Annotated in this window: 21 protein-coding genes and 1 tRNA gene; 10 read left to right on the plus strand and 12 right to left on the minus strand. The window is 59.0% G+C overall.

Going from position 1 to position 20,593, the window contains the following annotated elements; all coding sequences use genetic code 11:
• Nucleotides 1-104: 104 nt before the first annotated feature.
• Nucleotides 105-974, plus strand: coding sequence for a DUF6615 family protein (locus tag ACQZ60_RS08120; protein WP_448735034.1), 870 nt, complete (start codon nt 105-107; stop codon nt 972-974).
• A 182-nt stretch (nt 975-1,156) separates the two neighbouring features.
• On the opposite strand, the gene tig is transcribed toward ACQZ60_RS08120, so the two are convergent.
• Both tig and ACQZ60_RS08130 read right to left on the minus strand, forming a co-directional pair.
• On the minus strand, nt 1,157-2,635 hold the full coding sequence (tig, locus tag ACQZ60_RS08125) for a trigger factor (protein ID WP_448735035.1): 1,479 nt from the start codon (nt 2,633-2,635) through the stop codon (nt 1,157-1,159).
• Between the two features lie 239 nt (nt 2,636-2,874).
• Nucleotides 2,875-2,957 (minus strand) — tRNA-Leu (locus tag ACQZ60_RS08130).
• A 664-nt stretch (nt 2,958-3,621) separates the two neighbouring features.
• On the opposite strand from ACQZ60_RS08130, the gene ACQZ60_RS08135 reads away from it, so the two are divergent.
• From ACQZ60_RS08135 to trmFO, 3 genes are all read left to right on the plus strand, one after another.
• A complete protein-coding gene (locus ACQZ60_RS08135; RefSeq protein ID WP_004433052.1) occupies nt 3,622-3,768 on the plus strand; it encodes a DUF1127 domain-containing protein in 147 nt (48 codons plus the stop codon).
• A gap of 480 nt (nt 3,769-4,248) precedes the next feature.
• On the plus strand, nt 4,249-4,392 hold the full coding sequence (locus tag ACQZ60_RS08140) for a DUF1127 domain-containing protein (protein ID WP_003495735.1): 144 nt from the start codon (nt 4,249-4,251) through the stop codon (nt 4,390-4,392).
• Between the two features lie 482 nt (nt 4,393-4,874).
• The gene (gene trmFO / locus ACQZ60_RS08145) at nt 4,875-6,317 is read left to right on the plus strand and encodes a methylenetetrahydrofolate--tRNA-(uracil(54)-C(5))-methyltransferase (FADH(2)-oxidizing) TrmFO (RefSeq protein ID WP_020811362.1); all 1,443 of its coding nucleotides are present in this window, start codon (nt 4,875-4,877) and stop codon (nt 6,315-6,317) included.
• A 6-nt stretch (nt 6,318-6,323) separates the two neighbouring features.
• Here trmFO and ACQZ60_RS08150 read toward each other — a convergent pair whose 3' ends face one another.
• From ACQZ60_RS08150 to ACQZ60_RS08165, 4 genes are read right to left on the minus strand one after another with little or no spacing between them, the layout of a single operon-like run.
• Nucleotides 6,324-6,926 carry a TadE/TadG family type IV pilus assembly protein gene (locus ACQZ60_RS08150; RefSeq protein WP_020811361.1) on the minus strand — a complete coding sequence of 201 codons (603 nt, stop codon included), beginning with the start codon at nt 6,924-6,926 and terminating at the stop codon, nt 6,324-6,326.
• Nucleotides 6,923-7,489: a TadE/TadG family type IV pilus assembly protein gene (locus tag ACQZ60_RS08155; protein WP_448735036.1), complete on the minus strand. Its 567-nt coding sequence runs from the start codon at nt 7,487-7,489 to the stop codon at nt 6,923-6,925. The genes ACQZ60_RS08150 and ACQZ60_RS08155 overlap by 4 nt, the downstream gene beginning before the upstream one ends.
• 1 nt (nt 7,490) lies before the next feature.
• A complete protein-coding gene (locus tag ACQZ60_RS08160; protein ID WP_155246289.1) occupies nt 7,491-8,618 on the minus strand; it encodes a pilus assembly protein in 1,128 nt (375 codons plus the stop codon).
• Nucleotides 8,566-8,856: a hypothetical protein gene (locus ACQZ60_RS08165; protein WP_155246288.1), complete on the minus strand. Its 291-nt coding sequence runs from the start codon at nt 8,854-8,856 to the stop codon at nt 8,566-8,568. Before ACQZ60_RS08165 ends, ACQZ60_RS08160 begins: the two co-directional genes overlap by 53 nt.
• A 277-nt stretch (nt 8,857-9,133) precedes the next feature.
• On the opposite strand from ACQZ60_RS08165, the gene ACQZ60_RS08170 reads away from it, so the two are divergent.
• The 5 genes from ACQZ60_RS08170 (at nt 9,134) to ACQZ60_RS08190 (ending at nt 14,448) form a co-directional block, all read left to right on the plus strand.
• A complete protein-coding gene (locus ACQZ60_RS08170; RefSeq protein ID WP_003525152.1) occupies nt 9,134-10,261 on the plus strand; it encodes an S-(hydroxymethyl)glutathione dehydrogenase/class III alcohol dehydrogenase in 1,128 nt (375 codons plus the stop codon).
• 287 nt (nt 10,262-10,548) lie between these two features.
• Nucleotides 10,549-11,289 (plus strand): hypothetical protein, encoded by a 741-nt coding sequence (locus ACQZ60_RS08175; protein WP_448735037.1) that lies wholly within the window; start codon nt 10,549-10,551, stop codon nt 11,287-11,289.
• Nucleotides 11,290-11,394: 105 nt separating this feature from the next.
• The gene (locus ACQZ60_RS08180) at nt 11,395-11,658 is read left to right on the plus strand and encodes an acyl carrier protein (protein ID WP_003525150.1); all 264 of its coding nucleotides are present in this window, start codon (nt 11,395-11,397) and stop codon (nt 11,656-11,658) included.
• Complete coding sequence (locus ACQZ60_RS08185; RefSeq protein ID WP_448735038.1) at nt 11,655-13,187, plus strand: AMP-binding protein; 1,533 nt, start codon at nt 11,655-11,657, stop codon at nt 13,185-13,187. The genes ACQZ60_RS08180 and ACQZ60_RS08185 overlap by 4 nt, the downstream gene beginning before the upstream one ends.
• Nucleotides 13,171-14,448: a type III PLP-dependent enzyme gene (locus ACQZ60_RS08190; RefSeq protein ID WP_448735039.1), complete on the plus strand. Its 1,278-nt coding sequence runs from the start codon at nt 13,171-13,173 to the stop codon at nt 14,446-14,448. The genes ACQZ60_RS08185 and ACQZ60_RS08190 overlap by 17 nt, the downstream gene beginning before the upstream one ends.
• Here the strand turns inward: ACQZ60_RS08190 and ACQZ60_RS08195 are convergent, their stop codons facing one another.
• The 6 genes from ACQZ60_RS08195 to coaD all read right to left on the minus strand — a co-directional run bounded on the left by ACQZ60_RS08195 (nt 14,449) and on the right by coaD (nt 19,973).
• A complete protein-coding gene (locus ACQZ60_RS08195; RefSeq protein ID WP_448735040.1) occupies nt 14,449-15,606 on the minus strand; it encodes an aminodeoxychorismate synthase component I in 1,158 nt (385 codons plus the stop codon).
• 190 nt (nt 15,607-15,796) lie between these two features.
• Nucleotides 15,797-16,927, minus strand: a complete 1,131-nt coding sequence (tgt, locus tag ACQZ60_RS08200) for a tRNA guanosine(34) transglycosylase Tgt (RefSeq protein WP_448735041.1) — start codon at nt 16,925-16,927, stop codon at nt 15,797-15,799.
• Nucleotides 16,927-18,009 carry a tRNA preQ1(34) S-adenosylmethionine ribosyltransferase-isomerase QueA gene (gene queA, locus ACQZ60_RS08205; protein ID WP_020810246.1) on the minus strand — a complete coding sequence of 361 codons (1,083 nt, stop codon included), beginning with the start codon at nt 18,007-18,009 and terminating at the stop codon, nt 16,927-16,929. The genes tgt and queA overlap by 1 nt, the downstream gene beginning before the upstream one ends.
• Before the next feature lie 323 nt (nt 18,010-18,332).
• Nucleotides 18,333-18,842 (minus strand): peptidylprolyl isomerase, encoded by a 510-nt coding sequence (locus tag ACQZ60_RS08210; RefSeq protein WP_448735042.1) that lies wholly within the window; start codon nt 18,840-18,842, stop codon nt 18,333-18,335.
• A gap of 37 nt (nt 18,843-18,879) precedes the next feature.
• Nucleotides 18,880-19,449, minus strand: coding sequence for a peptidylprolyl isomerase (locus ACQZ60_RS08215; RefSeq protein ID WP_059760168.1), 570 nt, complete (start codon nt 19,447-19,449; stop codon nt 18,880-18,882).
• Between the two features lie 29 nt (nt 19,450-19,478).
• Complete coding sequence (gene coaD, locus ACQZ60_RS08220) at nt 19,479-19,973, minus strand: pantetheine-phosphate adenylyltransferase (RefSeq protein ID WP_020810243.1); 495 nt, start codon at nt 19,971-19,973, stop codon at nt 19,479-19,481.
• A gap of 436 nt (nt 19,974-20,409) precedes the next feature.
• Here coaD and ACQZ60_RS08225 point away from each other — a divergent pair, with 436 nt between their 5' ends.
• Nucleotides 20,410-20,589, plus strand: coding sequence for a hypothetical protein (locus ACQZ60_RS08225; protein ID WP_003522749.1), 180 nt, complete (start codon nt 20,410-20,412; stop codon nt 20,587-20,589).
• The last annotated feature ends 4 nt before the right edge of the window (nt 20,590-20,593 follow it).

Below are 20,593 nucleotides of genomic sequence, written 5' to 3' on the forward strand. Positions count from 1 at the left end.
CGGTCATTGCGCGCAGCAGACCGAAATGGCCAATATGACGCCGAATTGGTTGCATATTTTACAATAACAACTGAATATTCAGATTTCTAATATTGGGAGACAGCATGATTTCCTTGCTCCACACACTGTTGGAACTTGGCCACTCCACCTCGAAGAACTTGGAATTCGCTCATTCGCCCGATGTTCGGGTCAGCTATGGAGAAGAGACGATTACTGAGACGAATTTGCTGGAGATAAGGCGGCGCCATCCGCACAAAGTAACGCTGCTGACATTTTCAAAATCGCAGGAAAGTAAGAACACAGGGGCCGACTGGGAGTGGCACATTATCGGAAAAGTCTACACCCTGAAGATGCGCGTGCAAGCCAAGAGAATTCATAAGGCCGGCGGAATTGGAAACCTGAAGCAGATGGGCAAAGGAGCCGCCAAGCCACAGATAGATTTGCTCATCGAGGATGCAAAAGCGAACAGCCTCTTCCCTGCATACTGCTTCTATTGCGCTGAACCCCAAAGGTCTTACTGGGTAAAAGGAACCGTAGAAGAAAAAGTCGAAGCGTTCGAAACCGGTTGTCTGATTGCGGACGCCGAAACTGTGAAATCAAAAGCGCCAAAAAAACTTAATGAGATCGAAAACGATACCGTTCCCTGGCATTTTTTGTGCGCGCGACACAAGTTTTCTGCAAGGCAAACCCCCTATTTTCAGCGATTTCAGGAAGACCTTCCGATTGAGCGATATATTGAGCAATTCGTGGAAGAAGTCATACCCGTCTATGAAGACCGCGCAACCGATATTGGATTGCCTACGGTCTTCCAACTGAATGACGGGCGCTCCAGACTTGATGAGAGAAAAGGGATATCCCGCACGCTTGAGGCCGTTGCCAAAGAGGTCATTCCAGCGGATTTTGAAAGGCGGGGTATAACCAGATTTTTAAAGATCGACATGCGGACACCTGATCTGTTTGCGATAGGAGGCTGACCATCTGACCTATCAGGCTAGGCGCAATGCAGATCATCGCATCGTTGGACATCTTGTATTCCGGAAAAGTTATGGAATGACTGCTTTGGGCCGAAACCAGACATCCTCCCCATCCCCAAAACACAAAAAAGGCCGCAGCTTTCGCTACGGCCCTTTGTTCAATCAGCTTTCGCCGAAGAAGATTATTCGGCGTCGCCTTCAGCGGCCTTCTTCTTGGCCGGAGCCTTCTTCTTCGGAGCGGCTTCTTCGCCTTCAGCGGCGTCGTCAGCCTTGGCAGCGGCCTTTTTCTTGGCCGGGGCCTTCTTCTTGGTTTCCGTTGCTTCTTCGGCGTCGTCAGCCAGAAGCTCTTCCTTGGAAACGGTCTTGTCCGTTACCGAGATTTCGGAGAGCAGCTTGTCGATGACCTTTTCTTCGAAGATCGGAGCGCGCAGCGAAGCGGAAGCGCCGGGGGTGTTGCGGAAGAAATCGAGGATTTCCTTCTGCTGGCCTGGGAACTGCTGCAGCTGCTGGAACAGCGCGCGCTGCATTTCTTCTTCGGTCACTTCCACGCCGGCCTTTTCGCCGATTTCGGAGAGAACGAGGCCGAGACGGACGCGGCGTTCAGCCAGCTTGCGATATTCTTCGCGGGCTTCTTCTTCGGTCGTGTCTTCGTCAGCGAAGGTCTTGCCCGACTGTGCGAGATCGGTGTTGATCTGACGCCAGATGTTGTCGAACTCGGCGTCGACGAGGCCAGCCGGCGTGTCGAACTTGTACATCTCGTCCAGCTGGTCGAGGATCTGACGCTTGACCTTCTGGCGGGTGATGTTGCCATACTGGCTTTCGATCTGGCCCTTGACGATTTCCTTCAGCTTTTCAGCCGATTCGAGACCGAGCTTGGTGGCCAGTTCGTCGTTGATTTCAACAGCAGCGGCAGCAGCGACTTCCTTGACGGTGATGTCGAAGTTGGCTTCCTTGCCAGCGAGGTTCGCAGCCGGGTAATCGGCCGGGAAGGTCACGGTGATGGTCTTTTCATCGCCAGCCTTGACGCCGACCAGCTGGTCTTCGAAGCCGGGGATGAAGCGGCCCGAACCGAGAACCAGTTCGGCATCTTCGGCAGCGCCGCCGTCGAAGGCAACGCCGTCAACCTTGCCGAGATAGTTCATGGTGACGCGGTCGCCGTCGGCGGCCTTGCCCTTCTTGGCCTCGTAGGTGCGGGCGCTTTCGGCGATCTTGAGGATCTGCTCGTTGATTTCGTCTTCGGAGACTTCAACGACTTCGCGGGTAACCTTGATGCCGTCATTGGCCTTCAGTTCGATGGCCGGAATGATTTCGTAGGCAACGGTGAATTCGAAATCGGATTCGGCCGACAGGATCTTTTCGGCTTCCTGCTCGTCTTCGGTCATGGAGATGGCCGGCTGCGTCGCAGACTTTTCGCCGCGGCTGGAGAGGATTTCGGTCGGCTTTTCACGAACCAGCTCGTTGACGAGGTCGGCCATGATGGACTTGCCGTACATCTTCTTCAGGTGGCCCATCGGCACTTTGCCGGGACGGAAACCGTTGATGCGAACCTTGTCCTTGGCGTCAACCAGGCGCTCGTCCAGACGAGCCTTCATGTCGGCGGCCGGAATAACGACCTTGAGTTCGCGCTTCAGCCCTTCAGCGAGCGTTTCGATAACCTGCATTTTCCTAACCTTCACATCATGGCGGCGGTGCTCAGACAGCCGTTGGTTTACTTTCGAGCACTGCGCCGGAAACATCGTTGCCCGGCCGTGGCTTCCCTTATTTCTTTACACAAGCGCCTGCCGGACACCATTTAGCCTGCACCGGAGAAAAGACCAAAGGGGAGAAATGAACCCCGAAGCTCCCCGCATCTTATAAAGATGCACTCTGGCGCAAGCGTGGCGCAGCCATGCCTTGCTTGTGGTGCGGGTAGAGAGACTCGAACTCCCACGCCGAAGCGTTGGTACCTAAAACCAATGCGTCTACCAATTCCGCCATACCCGCACGTTGGGCGGCGGTATGTCACAATGTTCAGAAAGGGTCAAGCACGCCGTTCCCCCCGCCTTTCGTTTCCTCCGGACTTTTCTTGCCGTCCGCGCCGGTGGCAAGAGATGGCCGCCCTCTCCGCTTATTCGCCGCCCGCGCCGGGGGACAGCGCGCAACAGCCGGACAGAGGCGTTTTGGGAGAAAAAACGGCAAGCCGAACCACATCCGCCTCCATCGCCTTCCCGACCCACCTCGCCCGGCACATCGCATGCAGGCAGGCGCGGAAAGCAGGCAATATTTATGCGGCTACATTGACATTATATATAGCCTGCCCCGCAGCCCAAGTTGCCGGATTGCTGGCCGTTGCTCCAAACCGGCGATTCAGGGCTTCCGCACCCTGCCCCGCCCCTTATCCGTTCATCTTACACGCCTTCGCACTGCCAAACCTCCAGGCGATCACCAAAAGCACACAAATTGGTCACAAATTATGCATGAATCGCCGCAATCGGCCTGTTTTACCGGCTTGCATTGCAATGCGTGCATAGGTGACATCTTGCTTTGTCTGTTTTTGTTTTGATTAAACCGATTATATTCATGGTCATACAGAGATCGAGTTCAGCCCCGGACCAAAGCCTCCCAAGACTGGCCGCAGAGACTGAACAGCACGAAGAGGAAGATGAAAATGAACATTGCACGCTCGCTCACCAACTGGCGCAAGTATCGTCAGACCGTAACCGAACTCGGCCGCATGACCGACCGCGAACTGAGTGACCTCGGCATTGGCCGTCAGGACATCCGCCGCGTCGCCAAGACCGCCGTCGGCTTCTGATTATACGCCCCGCCGCTTCTTGCGGCGGATGCGAGACGACCTACCCAAAAAGGCCTGAGGCTCCCGCCTCCGGCCTTTTTTCTTTTTCGGCGGTTCTCCGGGTCGAAGCGGCACTGCCTTAGCCGCCCGCAGTGTCAGCCGATGAAAAATGCATCGATGGCCGACCGTTCACGCCGCGCCCGGATAGCGTCCGAGCCCCTCCCGACACCCCTTTTCACGCCGCAAAACCCCTTTAGCGCCGCGAAAGGCTGCCATATCAGTCAAAATCGCCTGAAACACAGGCATTTCCGCTCATATTTTGCTCAGATGATATTCAAAGCCGCAAATTTAGCCGACATACTGCACAAATGCATGGCAGTAGCCTAAATTCTGCACTGCACAACATGGCTCAATGTCTATATATAAACCTCAACAGCCGAGAGCACAGAGAAACGCTGAGCCGGCAGACGAAATCAACAGAGATAGATTGAGGAAACGACCATGAACCCCATCCGCATCGCAAAGAACTGGATCTCCTACCGCCGCACGATCAACGAACTTGGCAGCCTTTCCAACCAGGCTCTGAGCGACATCGGCCTGACCCGTTACGACATCCGTAACGTAGCAGCCCGTTCGTTCCGCTAAGGCGTAAACGATCGTCCCGCTGCCCGACCTCCAGGGCGCGACGATTGAGCGACAGGTAAAAAAAGCGGCGCCTCTGGCGCCGTTTTTGATTCTGGGGTTTGGCTGGAGGAACTGGCCTTTGGAAAGGCGCCCGGCATCGCGGCATATTTCTTCTCCCCGCCGGGGAGAAGGTGGCCCGAAGGGTCGGATGAGGGGGCAACGCCAGCGATAGACCGCACCCTAGCCCCCTCATCCCGCTGCCGCGACCTTCTCCCCGGCGGGGAGAAGAAACAAGCGGCACCCGCTCGCTCCAAAATGCGCGTCTGCTCCTCGAGCCCGCCGGGAGCTTGGCAGCCCCCTAGCCTCCATCCCTCAAAAACATTTGGCTGCCCCGGCCATGCATGCTAGTGCATCCGCAAACAATGCCGCGTCCTTAGGGACCCGTGCGGAACAATCACTCGAAAGACAGCCGCCGGACGGGAGCCTTTGCCCCGCGGCCGCCCATGGACGCCAGCATGCAAGACAAGAGCACTTCTCCCATTCACGTCGTGGGCGGCGGACTGGCCGGTTCGGAAGCCGCGTGGCAGATCGCGCAGAGCGGTGTGCCCGTCATCCTGCATGAAATGCGCGGCGTGCGCGGCACGGATGCGCATAAGGGCGATACGCTGGCGGAACTGGTCTGCTCCAACTCCTTCCGCTCCGACGATGCGACCGCCAATGCGGTCGGCGTTATCCACGCTGAAATGCGGCTTGCCGGTTCTCTCATCATGGCCTGCGCCGACAGACACCAGGTGCCGGCCGGCGGCGCGCTCGCCGTCGATCGCGACGGGTTCTCCGAGGCCGTGACGAAAAAGCTGGAAAGTCACCCATTGGTGACGATCGTGCGCGAAGAGGTGAATGGCCTGCCGCCGAAGGAATGGGGCAACTCGATCATCGCCACCGGCCCGCTGACCTCGCCGGATCTTGCTGCCGCCATTCAGGCAGAGACGGGTGAGGATGCGCTCGCCTTCTTCGACGCCATCGCCCCCATCGTGCACCGCGACAGCATCAATATGGATATCTGCTGGTACCAGTCGCGTTACGACAAGGTCGGTCCCGGCGGCACCGGCAAGGATTACATCAACTGCCCGCTGAACGAGGAGCAGTACAACGCCTTCATCGACGCGCTGATTGCCGGCGACACGGTCGGTTTCAAGGAATGGGAAGGCACGCCCTATTTCGACGGCTGCCTGCCTATCGAGATCATGGCCGAGCGCGGCCGCGAGACGCTGCGCCACGGCCCGATGAAGCCGATGGGACTGACCAACGCCCATAACCCCACCGTCAAGGCCTATGCCGTCGTGCAGCTGCGACAGGACAATGCGCTCGGCACGCTATACAACATGGTCGGTTTCCAGACCAAGCTGAAATACGGTGTGCAGGCGGATGTATTCCGCATGATACCCGGCCTCGAAAATGCGGAATTCGCGCGCCTCGGCGGCCTGCACCGCAACACCTATATCGATTCCCCGATCCTGCTCGACCGCTCGCTGAAACTGAAATCGCGGCCGGACCTGCGTTTCGCCGGCCAGATCACCGGCTGCGAAGGTTATGTGGAAAGCGCCTCCGTCGGCCTTCTCGCCGGCCGCTTCGCCGCCGCCGAACAGAAGGGCGAGTCCCCAAGCCTGCCGCCGGCCACCACCGCGCTCGGCTCGCTCCTCAACCACATCACCGGCGGCCACCTTTCCTCCGATGATGAGCCGGGCAAACGCTCCTTCCAGCCGATGAACATCAATTTCGGCCTCTTCCCGGAACTGGCGCCGGGCTCCATCGTCAAGCCGGAAGGCGTCAAGCGTTTTCGCGGCAAGGACAAGACGATCATGAAACGCCAGCTTATTGCAGCGCGGGCGTTGCGGGATTGCGCGGCGTGGCTCGGCGAAAGCCAGGCCGAGACAGAGGCTGTCTGAGGCCGATCAGTTTGCTTTGAATGGCGAGCGCTTGAGGTTCCATTTTGCGAAATCCGATTTGCCGCTCTGGTAAGGATATCGCTGGGAAAAGAACGGGTTGACGGCCGCAACATATTCGAATTTGAGCGTGATATCGGCCAGGACCGAGATCAGCGGCCGATAGCTGTAGCGACCGGAGACGACGATGATAGCTTCCTGAGCAACGAAACCGTTGGCAATCACGGTTTTCTCCCATGGCACATCTTCGGCAGATCCCAGAAAATTGTGGGCGGGAAATTGCAGCCGGGCGACCTTATCCACCAGTTTGACGCTTCTCAGCGTCAGGTCGAGTTTGCCCGTCTGGAGAATGCCGCTGCCGGAAAGGACAACGAAGCTCGGAACCCCCGTGCGCACCCGTTCCTCGAATTCGGGGAATCTTGCCGCCCAGCGCGCTGAATTGTCGACTATCGTCATGAACCGGTCATAGCTCAGCCAACCCCGCCCGACCTCAATGATCACTGCAAGCATAAGGACAAGCAGAGGCGCCAAAAGCCCCATTTCCACCGCCGCAGCACCAGAACGGCAACGGCCGAAACCAGCAAGACGCAAAAACCATGTCGCCTTTTTCATTCCGTCACCCGCACGGCAGTGATCGCCAGGGAAATGTTGCGCAATTGATGAATGCCGCCCGTGTCCGGCACGAGGAAACGCGTCGTCGGCATCAAAAAATTCCAGTTGTAACCGATGGCCAGAATGTACTGCCCGGCGGTATCGGCGGGCGGGCGAAAATCGTTCACGATTGGTATGGGCACTTTGGCTTCGGCAATATCGTCGTCGGGGATCGGCAAAAGGGCAATCTTGAGATTGGTTTCGTCAGTCCCTCCAATGAAATGGGAGGCGATTGCCTTGCGCAACGCAATCTCGGTCGCCGGTTTACCGTCCGCCGCCGCCTTGCGGAGATATTCGATACCCGCATTCGATGCGAACGAGAGATAAAGATAATAGAGCATCAGCAGGCCGATTTCGAGCGTCCCGAAAATCAGCGCAAAAAACAGCGGCAACAGCAGCGCCGTCTCGACCGCCGTTGCTGCCTTTCGGTCGCCAAATAGCCGGTAACAGGCGGCATGCGCGAACAGGCATCTGCGCGGGCGACCACGGCTTTTATCCTGACGCGGGAAAAGTAAGGACTTCATCTCAGCCCTCTTCCATTCGATCCACGTAGATGAGCTGGAAACCGGTGATGATGCCACCGAAGCTGTCGCTCAGGCCGGTTGCCTCAATCGTCACCCGATAGATGGAGTAGGCCTTGACCCTGAAACTGTAGTCCCTCGGCGTCCAGGCAATACTGTTTTTATCCTGGGTCAACTCCCACACCCGCTGCTGGGGTTGCAGGTCAGGAAGGAGCTGTTGGAGCGAGATCTTGATTCCGTTTGTTTTTTCCACGTCCTCGACGGCCCGGCGCCCATTATACCAAACCATGATCTTATATATTCCGGGATGAAGCTCGACATCCTTGTAGATCGAACTATTGGCTTCGATATTTTTTTTCTTGCCGGGCTTAGGCGGGCCCCAGTCGCTGTCGAGCTCCATGACATAACGGGTTGGCAATGAGAGCTCGGTGCCCGCCTTCTTGTCGATTTCGATCTTGTCGGTGGTCTTTGCCTTATCGACCTCCTTCAAAGTGCAGGCTTTGTCGTTGGCGGTAGGGGCCTCGTTGAGTTTCTTGCTCTGCATTCCCGCCGGATAGCCCTCCCAATTGTGGTTGCGGCGGCAGCAGGGGCTGCTCCAGTCCTGCAACTCGACGCCGGGGCCGGTCCCGCCATCCCATCCGATTTCCGAATAGGGATAGACACCCCAGCAACCGCCGGGGGTTTCCTTGGTAACGCCGTTTTTCAAAACCCGCTCGACGCCGAGAGCGTTGCTCTCGAACATATTGTCAATGATAACCGCATCGTCCTCGGGATAGGGCGGGATACCTTCGCAGGACTCATCAAGGCGATATTTCAGCTTCTCGAGATTGAACATCTCCGAGAAAATCAGCCCGTAACTGAACTCGGCATTGATTTTTGTCTCAGTCCATTTCACTTGCACGTCTCGCGAGAGGACCTTCTGCTTGGTGGATTGAATCATCGCATCGAAGGCCCCGGCCACATTGGCGCGCCGCACTTCATCGGACAATGTGAAGGTGCGAGTCGGCTTGGTGGCTCTTTCGCATGCCATCGCCATGACCCGCTTTGACTGGTTGTAATAGGCCAGCGCCCTGCCACCCTCAAAAAGCAGCCCCAGCAAAATGATAAAGACCGGCAGCAGCAGCGCGGTCATGATGGCGAAGGTACCCGCGCGATCCCTGAGGAGCGATGAAAATAGGCTCCATTTCCATGCCGCTTTTTTTATCCGCCTGCTCGTCATCAAAACACCGTCTCATGTCGCTCATCGCCATGGGAAAGGCGCGCTGTGAAAAGCGACAGGCCTGGCTTTCTGCGACGCTAAAAAATGTCCGGCTCACGCCGGTCGCTCGAAAATTGCTCGTTGGTCGCCGGCGGCGCTGCTTTTCGAGCAACTTCGCCTGACCACTGAAATACAGGGGTCAATTAACACACAAACCGTAAATCAAAGCTCAATCGGAATCTAAAAATATGAAGCAAATTCATATGCTTAGTTTATTTATTAGTAAATTAGAGCCAGCCAATAAAATCGTATGACCGCGTGACGGCAGTGTGGGGTTTGCATTCACGGTTTCTTCCGAAAACACAAACTTGGGCTCGCCCCTTGTCCCTCCAGCCAAGCTCGGGCAAAACAGCCCTGTTCAATCACAAGACAATGCCAGGAGATAAGATATGGACGTTCGCGCCGCAGTTGCCATTCAGGCCGGAAAGCCGCTTGAGGTCATGACCGTTCAACTCGAAGGCCCGCGCGCCGGCGAAGTGCTGGTTGAGGTCAAGGCGACCGGCATCTGCCATACAGACGATTTCACTCTTTCGGGCGCCGATCCGGAAGGCCTGTTCCCGGCCATTCTCGGCCATGAGGGCGCGGGCGTCGTCGTCGATGTCGGACCCGGCGTCACCTCGGTCAAGAAGGGCGACCATGTCATTCCGCTCTACACGCCGGAATGCCGCGAATGCTATTCCTGCACCTCGCGCAAGACCAATCTCTGCACCTCCATCCGCGCCACACAGGGCCAGGGCGTGATGCCGGACGGCACCTCGCGCTTCTCCATCGGCAAGGACAAGATCCATCATTATATGGGCTGCTCGACCTTCTCGAACTATACGGTTCTGCCGGAGATTGCGCTTGCCAAGATCAATCCCGACGCACCTTTCGACAAGGTATGCTATATCGGCTGCGGCGTCACCACCGGCATCGGTGCGGTCATCAACACCGCCAAGGTCGAGATCGGTTCCACCGCCATCGTCTTCGGTCTCGGCGGCATCGGCCTCAACGTGCTGCAGGGCCTGCGCCTTGCCGGCGCGGACATGATCATCGGCGTGGACATCAACCCCGACCGGAAGGCCTGGGGCGAGAAGTTCGGCATGACCCACTTCGTCAACCCGAAGGAAGTCGGCGACGACATCGTGCCCTATCTCGTCAACATGACGAAGCGCAATGGCGACCTGATCGGCGGCGCGGATTACACATTCGATTGCACCGGCAATACCAAAGTCATGCGTCAGGCGCTGGAAGCCTCGCATCGCGGCTGGGGCAAGTCGGTCATCATCGGCGTTGCCGGCGCCGGCCAGGAAATCTCCACGCGCCCGTTCCAGCTGGTCACCGGCCGCAACTGGATGGGCACCGCCTTTGGCGGCGCACGCGGCCGCACGGATGTGCCGAAGATCGTCGACTGGTACATGGAAGGCAAGATCCAGATCGACCCGATGATCACCCACACCATGCCGCTCGAAGACATCAACAAGGGCTTCGACCTGATGCACAAGGGCGAAAGCATTCGCGGCGTCGTGGTTTATTGATTGAACAAGACGCAGGCGGGCGCGCGTAACCGCGCGCGCCCGCCATTCATGCAAATGTGATCGCCTCCAACCCGCTGCAGCCATTGCGATTAACGGGACGGTAAATCTATCGTCGTAAGCCGATACTACGCGGTGGAGTTGAAAATCCCTCCCCGCCCAGAACGACGCCAGACCTGCGGAGAGCGACCCTGAAAATCGTACCGATCGACAACGGAAACCGCGTCGCCGCCGTCGCTCTTCTGGCGAAAGGCTTCCCGGAAAAAAGCGAGGCCTTCTGGTCGCGCGGGTTGTCGCTCGTCAGCGAACATCACGAGCGGCGCGAACTCGGCCCTATCGGGCAATTGCTGATGAAGGGCGACGATGCCGCAGGCGTTCTGCTGACGATCAAAAGCCGCCTGCCAGAGACCGGCAGGATCGTCGTCAACCTGTCCAGCTGGTATGTGGAGCCTTCCTGCCGCTGGTTCGCCCCGCGCATGTTGCAGATGGCATCCTCCAATGAGGACGAAATCTTCACCGATCTCACCCCCTCTTCCGAAGCCTGCAAGCTGAATGAGAGGCTGGGCTTTACGACGGTGACCGATTGCACGCTTTTTTATCCGCTGCCCTTTGCAGCGCTTCGCCCGGCAAGCGCACGGCTGCGCCCGCCAGGCGAGATAAAACCGGAAATACTCTCCGCCGAAATGCGCGACATGCTGGAAGACCATGCCCGTCTCGGCTGCATCGTGGCCGTGATGGAGGCGAAGAGCCGCCATTACCCTCTGGTCTTCCTGAAAACCACGACCAAAAGATTGCCATCCGCGCGCCTCATCCATTGCGAAGACCGGCAGGTCGCGCAAAGGCACATATCCGCAATCGCCCGCCACCTTCTTGGCCATGGCCGGCTTGCGCTGACCATGGCGGCAATGGGCGCAGAGCGAAAGGCCGGCGGGCTTGCCGCACATAAATCTGCACCAATACAAGTAAAAGGCGCATGGAACCCACGATTTATTAACGAAGCATACTCAGAGTTGGTGTTATTGCCACCGTAGGTATTCTAGTGAGTCGTGCGCGACTTGACGGAATCTTGGCCTTTGCAGAAAAAGCGCCGTTCCGGGCAGGTCATTGGGAAAGACGCGGGAAATCGGAGAACGAGCATGCTTGCAGCGAAAAAGAGTGAAATCGACGTTGCCGATACCATCTCTTCCTATCTCTCCAACCGTTTTCCCGCCTATGCCCCCTTTTCCGCCGATACGCTGCTTCTCGAAGGCGGCGTAATCGATTCGCTCGGCTTTCTGGAACTGATGATCTTCCTCGGCGAAAGTTTCGGCATCATTCTCGATGACGAACATTTCACGCCCGACAATCTCGGCACGCCGGCCGATCTCATCGCCTTCGTCCTCAGGGAACGGAGGAGATGACACCCCATTTCCTGCTGCACCACCTGCTTGCCGCCCGGGCGGCGAGCGACGATCAGGCCCTCGTCCACAAGGACCGATCGCTGAATTATCGCGAATTTGCCGCAGCGGCGGCCCGTTGCGCGGCGGCATTGCAGGAAGCCGGAGCGCAACGCGGAGACCGCGTCGTCATCTATCTGCCGCGCGGCATCGAGGAATGCTGGTCGATCTTTGGCGTGAGCATGGCGTCCGGCGTCTTCGTGCCGGTGAACGCATTGCTGAAGGCGCAGCAGATTCGCCATATCGTCAGGGATTGCGGCGCAAAAATCGTCATCAGCGACGCCGCGATGATGGAAGAGCTGAAAGCGGCACTGGAAGACCTTCCCGAGGTCAAAATCCTGCTGGCGGAAGAGATAGAGGCCCGCGCCGACACACCCGCCCGGCCTTCAGCGGCAATAGGGGAAGACCTGGCCGCCATTCTTTATACCTCCGGCTCCACCGGCTCGCCCAAGGGCGTGATGCTGTCGCACCGCAATCTTCTCGCCGGCGCGCGCATCGTGCGCACCTATCTGGACATCACCGGCAAAGACCGCATTCTTTCCCTCCTGCCCTTCAGCTTCGATTATGGCCTGAACCAGTTGCTGACGGCGGTGGAACAGGGCGCGGCCACTGTTATCTCCACCTTCCGGCTGGGCGATGAGATCGTCCGCGATCTGCGCGACCATGCCATCACCGGTCTCGCCGGCGTGCCGACCATCTGGGCGATCCTGACGAAAGCGGCCCCGTCGCTCACAAAGACACCTCTGCCGCACCTGCGTTATATCACCAATTCCGGCGGGCGCGTGCCGCAGGAAACCGTGAAAGCGCTGCGCGAGAAGTTGCCGGATACGAAAATCTACCTGATGTATGGCCTCACGGAAGCCTTCCGCTCCACCTTCCTGCCCCCCGATGAAATCGACCGCCGCCCGACCTCCATCGGCAAGGCCATTCCCGAATGCGAAATCTTCATCGTCACCGATAAGGGACAGAGGGCGAAGCCGGGTGAGCCCGGCATTCTCGTGCATCGCGGGCCGACCGTCTCGCTGGGTTACTGGAACCGGCCGGAGGATACGGCAAAGGTGCTGCGTCCTCACCCCTTCATTCCGGCGGCAATGGGCGGCGAGACCGTGTGTTATTCCGGCGATCTGGCGGTGGAGGACGAGGATGGTTTCTTCAGCTTCGTCGCCCGCAACGATGCGATGATCAAATCGTCGGGCTATCGTATCAGCCCGACCGAGGTTGAGGAAAGCCTGATGTCGACAGGCCTTTTCCAGCAGGTCGCCGTCATCGGCCTGCCGGACCCCTTTGCGGGCGAAAAGGTCCATGCCGTGGCGACCGCCGCCAACCAGAATATCGATGTTTCGGCCGCGCTTAAAAAAGCCGCCGAAATGCTCGCCCCCTTCATGATCCCGCGCGCCATCGAACTGGTGGAACGACTGCCGGTCACGGCCAATGGCAAGGTGGATTACCGCGCGCTGGTGCGCGAACGGACGGACAATGGCGCCAACGGATAAACCCCAGAGCCACGGCCCGGCTTTTGCAGCCGGGTTGTTCGACATAGGCGAGAACGATCTGATGATCGGCGGACTTCCCGTGCGCGAGATTGTCGCCGGGACTGGAACGCCTTGCTTCCTCTATGACGCCGCCGCCATGCGCCGCGCCTATCGCGATCTCGAAACCGCGCTCGGCGGTTTTGCCGATATCTATTATTCGGTGAAGGCCAACCCCCTGCCCGCCATCATCTCGCTTTTCCGGCAGGAAGGTGCGGGTGCGGAAATCGCGTCCGTCGGTGAATACCGCGCCGCGATCAAGGCCGGTGTCGCAGCGCAAAACATCATCTTCGCTGGCCCCGGAAAAGGCATGGCCGAGTTGCGCGAAGTGATCGAGGGCGGCATCGGCGAAATCCACATCGAAAGCGCCGAGGAAATCACCCGCATCGAGGCGATCGGCAAGCCGGTCAAAGCCTCGATCCGCATCAATCCGGTGCCGGATGCACAGGCCGGCGCGATGCGCATGGGCGGCAAGGCCACCGCCTTCGGTTTCGATGAGGAAGAGCTGGAAAATGTCCTGCCGCTCTTCAAGGACGCCCGATATATCGATCTCGTCGGCGTCCATATTTACGGCGGCACGCAGATCCTCGATGCCGACATGCTTGTCTCCCAATGGAGACACGGCATTTCCCTTGCCGCGCGCATGGCCGAAATGCTCGGCAAGCCGCTCGAAACCATCGATCTCGGCGGCGGTCTCGGCATCCCCTATTTCGCGGGCGAAACGCCGCTCGATCTTGAAAAAGTCAGCGCCGCCATTGCCGACCTCAAGGCGCTTCTGAAGGCGCATCCGCTGATAACCGACGCCCATGTCATCGTCGAACCCGGCCGTTTCCTCGCCGGTCCCGGCGGCGTCTATGTGGCGGAGGTGAATTCGGTAAAGACCTCGCGCGGCACTACCTTCATGGTGATGGATGGCGGCATGCACCATCACCTGGCCGCCTCCGGCAATCTCGGCCAGATCGTCAAGCGCAACTATCCCATCGTCGCACCGGCCATGATGCTGGCGGAGCATGAAGAGACGGCAACCATCGTCGGCCCGCTCTGTACGCCGCTCGATACGCTCGCCCGTAATGCGGCGCTGCCGAAGCTCAAGGCCGGCGATCTCCTCGCCATCCTGCAATCGGGCGCCTATGGCGCCAGCGCCAGCCCAGCGGGTTTTCTGAGCCATGCGGCAGCGAAGGAAGTGCTGGTGGAGAATGGGGTGTTTGAGGTGATCGGGCGATAATCACCCCCGAAGCAACCTGTCCCCCACCGCGAATTTCGATTTCAGCAGACACTCGTCATATTCCGCCTCGGCAACGGAATCGAACACAATACCGCCGCCGACATTGAAGACGGCGCGGCCGTCGTCAAACAGGCTGAGCGTGCGGATCGCCACGGAGAACCGCATCTCACCATTTGGAGACATGAAGCCGACTGCGCCGCAATAGGCGTCGCGCGGCGTAGCCTCCAGCTCGCGCAGGATTTTCATCGCCCACATTTTCGGTGCGCCGGTAACGGAGCCGCAGGGAAACAGGGCGGCGAAGATATCTTCCACCGTCACGTCAGGCAGAAGTTTCGCCCGCACATGGCTGACCATCTGGTGCACGGTCGGATAGGTCTCGATATCGAACAGCCGCGGCACATCAAGGCTGCCGACTTCGGTAATGCGAGAAATATCGTTGCGCAGCAGATCGACGATCATGCGGTTTTCGGCGAGCGTCTTTTCGTCCGCCAGCATTGCGGCGATAATCGCCCGGTCTTCTTCCGAATTTGCCCCGCGCGGCGTCGTTCCCTTCATCGGATGGGTTTCGATGAAACCTTCCCCGTCAACCGAGAAGAACAGTTCCGGTGAGCGCGACAGGATAACCGGCCCGCCGAGATCGACCAGCGCGCCATATTTCACCGGCTGCCGCTCGATCAGCGACCAGAAGGCCGTCAGCGGATCGCCGCTCCAGCGGGCATGGACCGGCATGGTCAGATTGCCCTGGTAACAGTCGCCGCGACGCAGATGCCCGTGCAGACGCTCGAAACGCTGGCAATAGCCTTGAAGGCTCCATGCCGGCACGGGATCGGACAGAAACGCATCCGCATCCGGCAGATTTGCCGGCCGCGCAAACCGTCCCTCATCCGGCTGCGGGCCGGAAAAGACGCCGAAATTGAGAAACGGCACGTTGCGAGGCTCGTCCGCGAAAGGCGCAAGCTTCGGCTCGAACAGGAAGCCCGCCTCGTAGGACATATAGCCGGCGAGGTATTTCCCGGCCCGGCGCAGCTCTTCCATGCGCTTCAGCGCAGCAAAAAACGCCGCCGGCTCGTCCGCGACGATGATCTCTTCCGGCTCGGTGAAGGCTGTCACCGTGCCGGTCGTGTCATCCCGGAAAAGAACGTAAGGCGCGTGTGCCAAGGAAAAATCCGTAGAAGGAAGGTTTGGGGTGTTCAAAGCGGCGGATAGAAACCTCTCCTCCGTCATCCTCGGTCCCCGGATCAAGTCCGAGGATGTCCCGAGGATCTTCCGCTCGTTGATTTCTGCTACATTGGTAGATCCTCGGGGCAAGCCCGAGGATGACGTCGAGTGTGGGTGGAAGCTCTGCAACCTAAACCGGGTCTATATCGCCCCGCGCCCACATTTCGATGGTTTCCGCATAAAAATCGGCGAAACGGCCTTCCTCGATAGACTTGCGGATACCCTGCATCAGCTCCTGATAATAGGCAAGATTGTGCCAGGAGAGCAGCATGCCGCCCAGCGCCTCGTTGGCGCGGGTGAGATGGTGCAGATAGGCGCGGGAATAATCGCGCGAGGCCGGGCAGTTGGACTGCTCGTCGAGCGGGCGCATATCCTCGGCATGGCGGGCATTGCGGATATTGACCTTGCCGCGACGGGTAAAGGCAAGCCCGTGACGGCCGGAGCGGGTCGGCATCACGCAGTCGAACATGTCGATGCCGCGCGCCACCGATTTCAGGATGTCATCGGGCGTGCCGACGCCCATCAGGTAACGCGGCTTTTCGGTGGGCAGCACCGGCAGGGTAATATCGAGCATGCCGAGCATCACATCCTGCGGCTCGCCGACGGCAAGGCCGCCGACCGCATACCCCTTCAGATCGAGCTGCTTGAGGCCCTCTGCGGAACGGATGCGCAGGTCCGGCTGGTCGCCGCCCTGCACGATGCCGAACATGGCCTTGCCGGGCTGATCGCCAAAGGCCACGCGGCAGCGCTCGGCCCAGCGCAGCGACATTTCCATGGCCCGCTCGATTTCCTTGCGCTCGGCCGGCAGGGCGATGCATTCATCAAGCTGCATCTGGATGTCGGAATCGAGCATGCCCTGGATTTCGATGGAGCGTTCCGGCGACATGTGGTGAAGCGAACCGTCCACATGGCTCTTGAAGGTCACGCCCTGCTCGTCCAGCTTGCGCAGGCCGGAAAGCGACATCACCTGAAAACCGCCGCTATCGGTGAGGATCGGGTGCGGCCAGCGGATCAGCTCATGCAGGCCGCCAAGGCGGGCAACACGCTCAGGACCCGGCCGCAACATCAGGTGATAGGTATTGCCGAGAATGATATCGGCCCCCAACTCCCGCACCTGATCGAGATACATGGCCTTGACGGTGCCGACCGTGCCGACAGGCATGAAGGCAGGCGTGCGGATGACGCCGCGCGGCATGGCGACTTCGCCGAGGCGCGCGCCGCCGCTCGTGGCTTTCAGGGTGAAGGTGAATTTGTCGTGCATCAGTTTTTCCGGAACAACAGGCTGGAATCGCCATAGGAATAGAAGCGGTATCCGGTTTCGATGGCGTGCTTATAAGCGTCACGCATCGTTTCGAGACCGCAGAAAGCCGAAACGAGCATGAACAGCGTCGATTTCGGCAGGTGGAAATTCGTCATCAGAATATCGACCGCGCGGAAACGGTATCCCGGCGTGATGAAGATGCCGGTGGCATCGGACCATGGGTGGATAACACCATTCTCATCGGCCGCACTTTCGATCAGGCGCAGCGATGTCGTGCCGACGCAAACGATGCGTCCGCCGCGCGCCTTTACCGCATTCAGCCGGTCGGCGGTTTCCTGCGACACATGGCCGATCTCGAAATGCATCTTGTGATCGTCGGTATCGTCGGACTTGACCGGAAGGAAGGTGCCTGCCCCAACGTGAAGCGTCACGAAATGCCGCTCGATACCCACCTTGTCCAGCGCGGCAAACAGATCGGGCGTGAAATGCAGCCCGGCGGTGGGGGCGGCAACGGCTCCCTTTTCGCGGGCATAGATGGTCTGGTAGTCGGTCTGATCCTGTGCATCTTCCGGACGTTTCGCGGCGATATAGGGCGGCAAGGGAATATGGCCGACGGAGGCGATTGCCTCGTCCAGCACCGGGCCGGAGACGTCGAACAGCAGCGTGATCTCGCCCTCCTCGCCCTTTTCCTCGACGGTGGCTTCCAGATGGGCAAGGCCGCAGGCATTGTCGCGCTCGTAACCGAAACGGATGCGGTCACCCTGCTTGATGCGCTTGCCGGGGCGCGCGAAGGCCTTCCAGCGAGATTGATCGGCGCGCATGTGCAGCGTGGCCGAAACCGCCGTCTCCGGCGCGCCTTCGCGCAGCCGTACACCTTCGAGCTGGGCGGGAATGACGCGGGTATCGTTGAACACCAGCGCATCGCCGGGCTTCAGGAAGGACGGCAGGTCGAAGACGCGATGGTCTTCCATACGGTTCTCATTCGGATCGACCACCAACAGGCGCGCGCTATCGCGCGGGTTCGCCGGGCGCAGGGCGATATTCTCCTCGGGCAGATCGAAATCGAACAGGTCTACACGCATGAAAGGGTCTTCCAGAAATCCAATTTGACACGGCACGGTGTTTTGCGGCCCGACGCATCCGCACCCCTCACCCCTCATTCCTGTGCTCGTCACAGGAATCCAGTCGGCGCGCGTCTGCGCGGCGGGAGGAGTCCTTTCAGCCCAGGGACTTGGGCTGGCTGGATTCCTGTGACAAGCACAGGAATGAGGGAAGAAGAGAACGGCGCGACGGATGGCAAGCGTCAAAACTGCCGCGTCCATCCTTAAAATCACGTACCGTCAATAAACGTCAAAACCCGCCTCGCATAGACTGCGAGACGGGTCGAACTGCAATTTCCAAAAAATCAGGCCGCAGAAGCGAGCTTGATGGAAACGATCGAATCCGGGTCCTTCACCGGCTCGCCGCGCTTGACCTTGTCGATGGCTTCCATGCCTTCGATGACCTGGCCCCAGACGGTGTACTGCTTGTTGAGCCACGGCGAATCCGTGAAGCAGATGAAGAACTGCGAGTTGGCGGAGTTCGGGTTCTGCGAACGGGCCATGGAGCAGGTGCCGCGCACATGCGGAATGGCGGAGAATTCGGCCTTCAGGTCCGGCTTGTCGGAGCCGCCCATGCCGGCGCGGGCCGGGTTGAAGCTTTCCGCACCCTTCTTGCCGAACTTCACGTCGCCCGTCTGGGCCATGAAGTCTTCGATGACGCGGTGGAAAACGACGCCATCGTAAGCGCCTTCCGATACGAGTTCCTTGATGCGGGCGACGTGGCCCGGAGCAACGTCCGGCAGCAGCTGGATCACGACCTTGCCGGTCGTCGTTTCCATGATGATGGTGTTTTCCGGATCCTTGATCTCGGCCATGACTATTCTCCTCTGTTCGGGCTCCATTGCCCTTACCTTACTTTTTGCCGACGGTGACCTTGATCATCCGGTCGGGGTTGGAAACTTCGCCGTTGCCGCCGGCGCCGCGCTTGATCTTGTCGACGGCTTCCATGCCGGACACGACCTTGCCGACCACGGTATATTGGCCGTTCAGGAACGGACCGTCGGCAAACATGATGAAGAACTGCGAATTGGCGGAATTCGGATCCTGCGAGCGGGCCATGCCGACCACGCCGCGCGTGAACGGAACCTTGGAGAATTCGGCCGGAATATCCGGCAGGTCGGAACCGCCCGTACCCGCGCGCTGGGCGCTGAAGCCCTTCTCCATGTTGCCATATTGCACGTCGCCGGTCTGCGCCATGAAGCCGTCGATGACGCGGTGGAAGGCGACATTGTCATAAGCGCCCTTCTTGGCCAGCGCCTCGATCTGCGCCACGTGCTTGGGCGCGACATCCGGCATCAGTTCGATGACAACGGGGCCGTCCTTCAGCTGCACGGTCAGGAGTTCGGCGGCGGAAGCAAGGGTGCTGGCGGCAAGCGCGCCTGCAAACATGGCGCCGGCAAAGGCAAATCGAACGAGTTTCATCGGATTGGCTCCAGAATGTGGGGCTGAAGTCAGCGCTTCAGCTTGGCGTTGAGGGCTTCAAGCACGGCTTTCGGCACGAAGGCGTCGACATTGCCGCCCATGGCGGCGATCTGCCGGACCAATGTGGCTGTAATGGGTCGCGACGAGGTGCCGGCGGGCAGGAATACGGTCTGGATATCGGGCGCCATCTGGCGGTTCATCCCGGCCATCTGCATTTCATAATCGAGATCGGTGCCGTCGCGCAGGCCGCGCAGCAGAAGGCGCGCACCGTGCTCTCGGGCGGCATCGACGACCAGATTATCGAAAGAGACGACTTCCATGCGCGCCGCTTCGCCCGGCAGATGTTCGGCAAGCGCCCGCTTTATCAGCCCTGCCCGCTCCTCGAAGCTGAACAACGGCGCTTTTCCGGGATGAATGCCGACCGCAACGATGACTTTCGACGCCACGTTCAGCGCCTGAATAAGCACATCCAGATGTCCGTTGGTCATCGGATCGAAGGATCCTGGATAAAAGGCAATCGTCATATCGCTCTCAGGTGGTGGGCGCGTCTCGACGCTTCAGCATATGTGCCGCCTTTTGTCATGGAGAGGCACGCGGCGCAAGACTTTATAACCACCCCTCACAAGCGCGGCTGCGGCGTGAACCGCGGATGAATGGGCCGTTCAGTGCGGTTTCACAGCTATTTTGTCTAAATGCACGGCATCGGGAAACCGAAACGCCCCTCACTCGTTAAGCATCCGGAGAATTGAAAATGCTGGCCTTCATGATCGTCCTTTCGATCATCGCTTCATTCGCTGCCGAGTATCTTTTTCTCGAATGACGACATCAGCCAGTTTCCTGAACGCCAGATGAACGAGCCATTCAAGGAAGTTTCACAGGCGCGATGCTAATCGATTTTTACGGTTGACGCGGAACATGTCGAGACATGGCGCGTTAAGAAAGAACCAAAGGAACGGACAGATGTTTATAAGAGAAAAACAGTCTACTTCGGCGAAAATCAGCGTCATCAGCACAGCCTGGACAGTACTGGTTATCGCAATGGTAGCAACGACGTTTAGCCTTTATGAACAGAAGCCTGAAAAGCTGGGCCCGGACTATCCGCAGCTGACCGCCCGTTATCAGTATATGAATTACTACTGATAAC

Source organism: Agrobacterium sp. 22-223-1, from assembly GCF_053522385.1.

Coding starts and splice junctions, on each gene's coding strand:
- ACQZ60_RS08120 (WP_448735034.1), top strand. CDS start 105: ATGATTTCCTTGCTCCACACACTGTTGGAACTTGGCCACTCCACCTCG.
- tig (WP_448735035.1), bottom strand. CDS start 2,635: ATGCAGGTTATCGAAACGCTCGCTGAAGGGCTGAAGCGCGAACTCAAG.
- ACQZ60_RS08135 (WP_004433052.1), top strand. CDS start 3,622: ATGAACATTGCACGCTCGCTCACCAACTGGCGCAAGTATCGTCAGACC.
- ACQZ60_RS08140 (WP_003495735.1), top strand. CDS start 4,249: ATGAACCCCATCCGCATCGCAAAGAACTGGATCTCCTACCGCCGCACG.
- trmFO (WP_020811362.1), top strand. CDS start 4,875: ATGGACGCCAGCATGCAAGACAAGAGCACTTCTCCCATTCACGTCGTG.
- ACQZ60_RS08150 (WP_020811361.1), bottom strand. CDS start 6,926: ATGAAAAAGGCGACATGGTTTTTGCGTCTTGCTGGTTTCGGCCGTTGC.
- ACQZ60_RS08155 (WP_448735036.1), bottom strand. CDS start 7,489: ATGAAGTCCTTACTTTTCCCGCGTCAGGATAAAAGCCGTGGTCGCCCG.
- ACQZ60_RS08160 (WP_155246289.1), bottom strand. CDS start 8,618: ATGACCGCGCTGCTGCTGCCGGTCTTTATCATTTTGCTGGGGCTGCTT.
- ACQZ60_RS08170 (WP_003525152.1), top strand. CDS start 9,134: ATGGACGTTCGCGCCGCAGTTGCCATTCAGGCCGGAAAGCCGCTTGAG.
- ACQZ60_RS08180 (WP_003525150.1), top strand. CDS start 11,395: ATGCTTGCAGCGAAAAAGAGTGAAATCGACGTTGCCGATACCATCTCT.
- ACQZ60_RS08185 (WP_448735038.1), top strand. CDS start 11,655: ATGACACCCCATTTCCTGCTGCACCACCTGCTTGCCGCCCGGGCGGCG.
- ACQZ60_RS08190 (WP_448735039.1), top strand. CDS start 13,171: ATGGCGCCAACGGATAAACCCCAGAGCCACGGCCCGGCTTTTGCAGCC.
- tgt (WP_448735041.1), bottom strand. CDS start 16,927: ATGCACGACAAATTCACCTTCACCCTGAAAGCCACGAGCGGCGGCGCG.
- queA (WP_020810246.1), bottom strand. CDS start 18,009: ATGCGTGTAGACCTGTTCGATTTCGATCTGCCCGAGGAGAATATCGCC.
- ACQZ60_RS08210 (WP_448735042.1), bottom strand. CDS start 18,842: ATGGCCGAGATCAAGGATCCGGAAAACACCATCATCATGGAAACGACG.
- ACQZ60_RS08215 (WP_059760168.1), bottom strand. CDS start 19,449: ATGAAACTCGTTCGATTTGCCTTTGCCGGCGCCATGTTTGCAGGCGCG.
- coaD (WP_020810243.1), bottom strand. CDS start 19,973: ATGACGATTGCCTTTTATCCAGGATCCTTCGATCCGATGACCAACGGA.
- ACQZ60_RS08225 (WP_003522749.1), top strand. CDS start 20,410: ATGTTTATAAGAGAAAAACAGTCTACTTCGGCGAAAATCAGCGTCATC.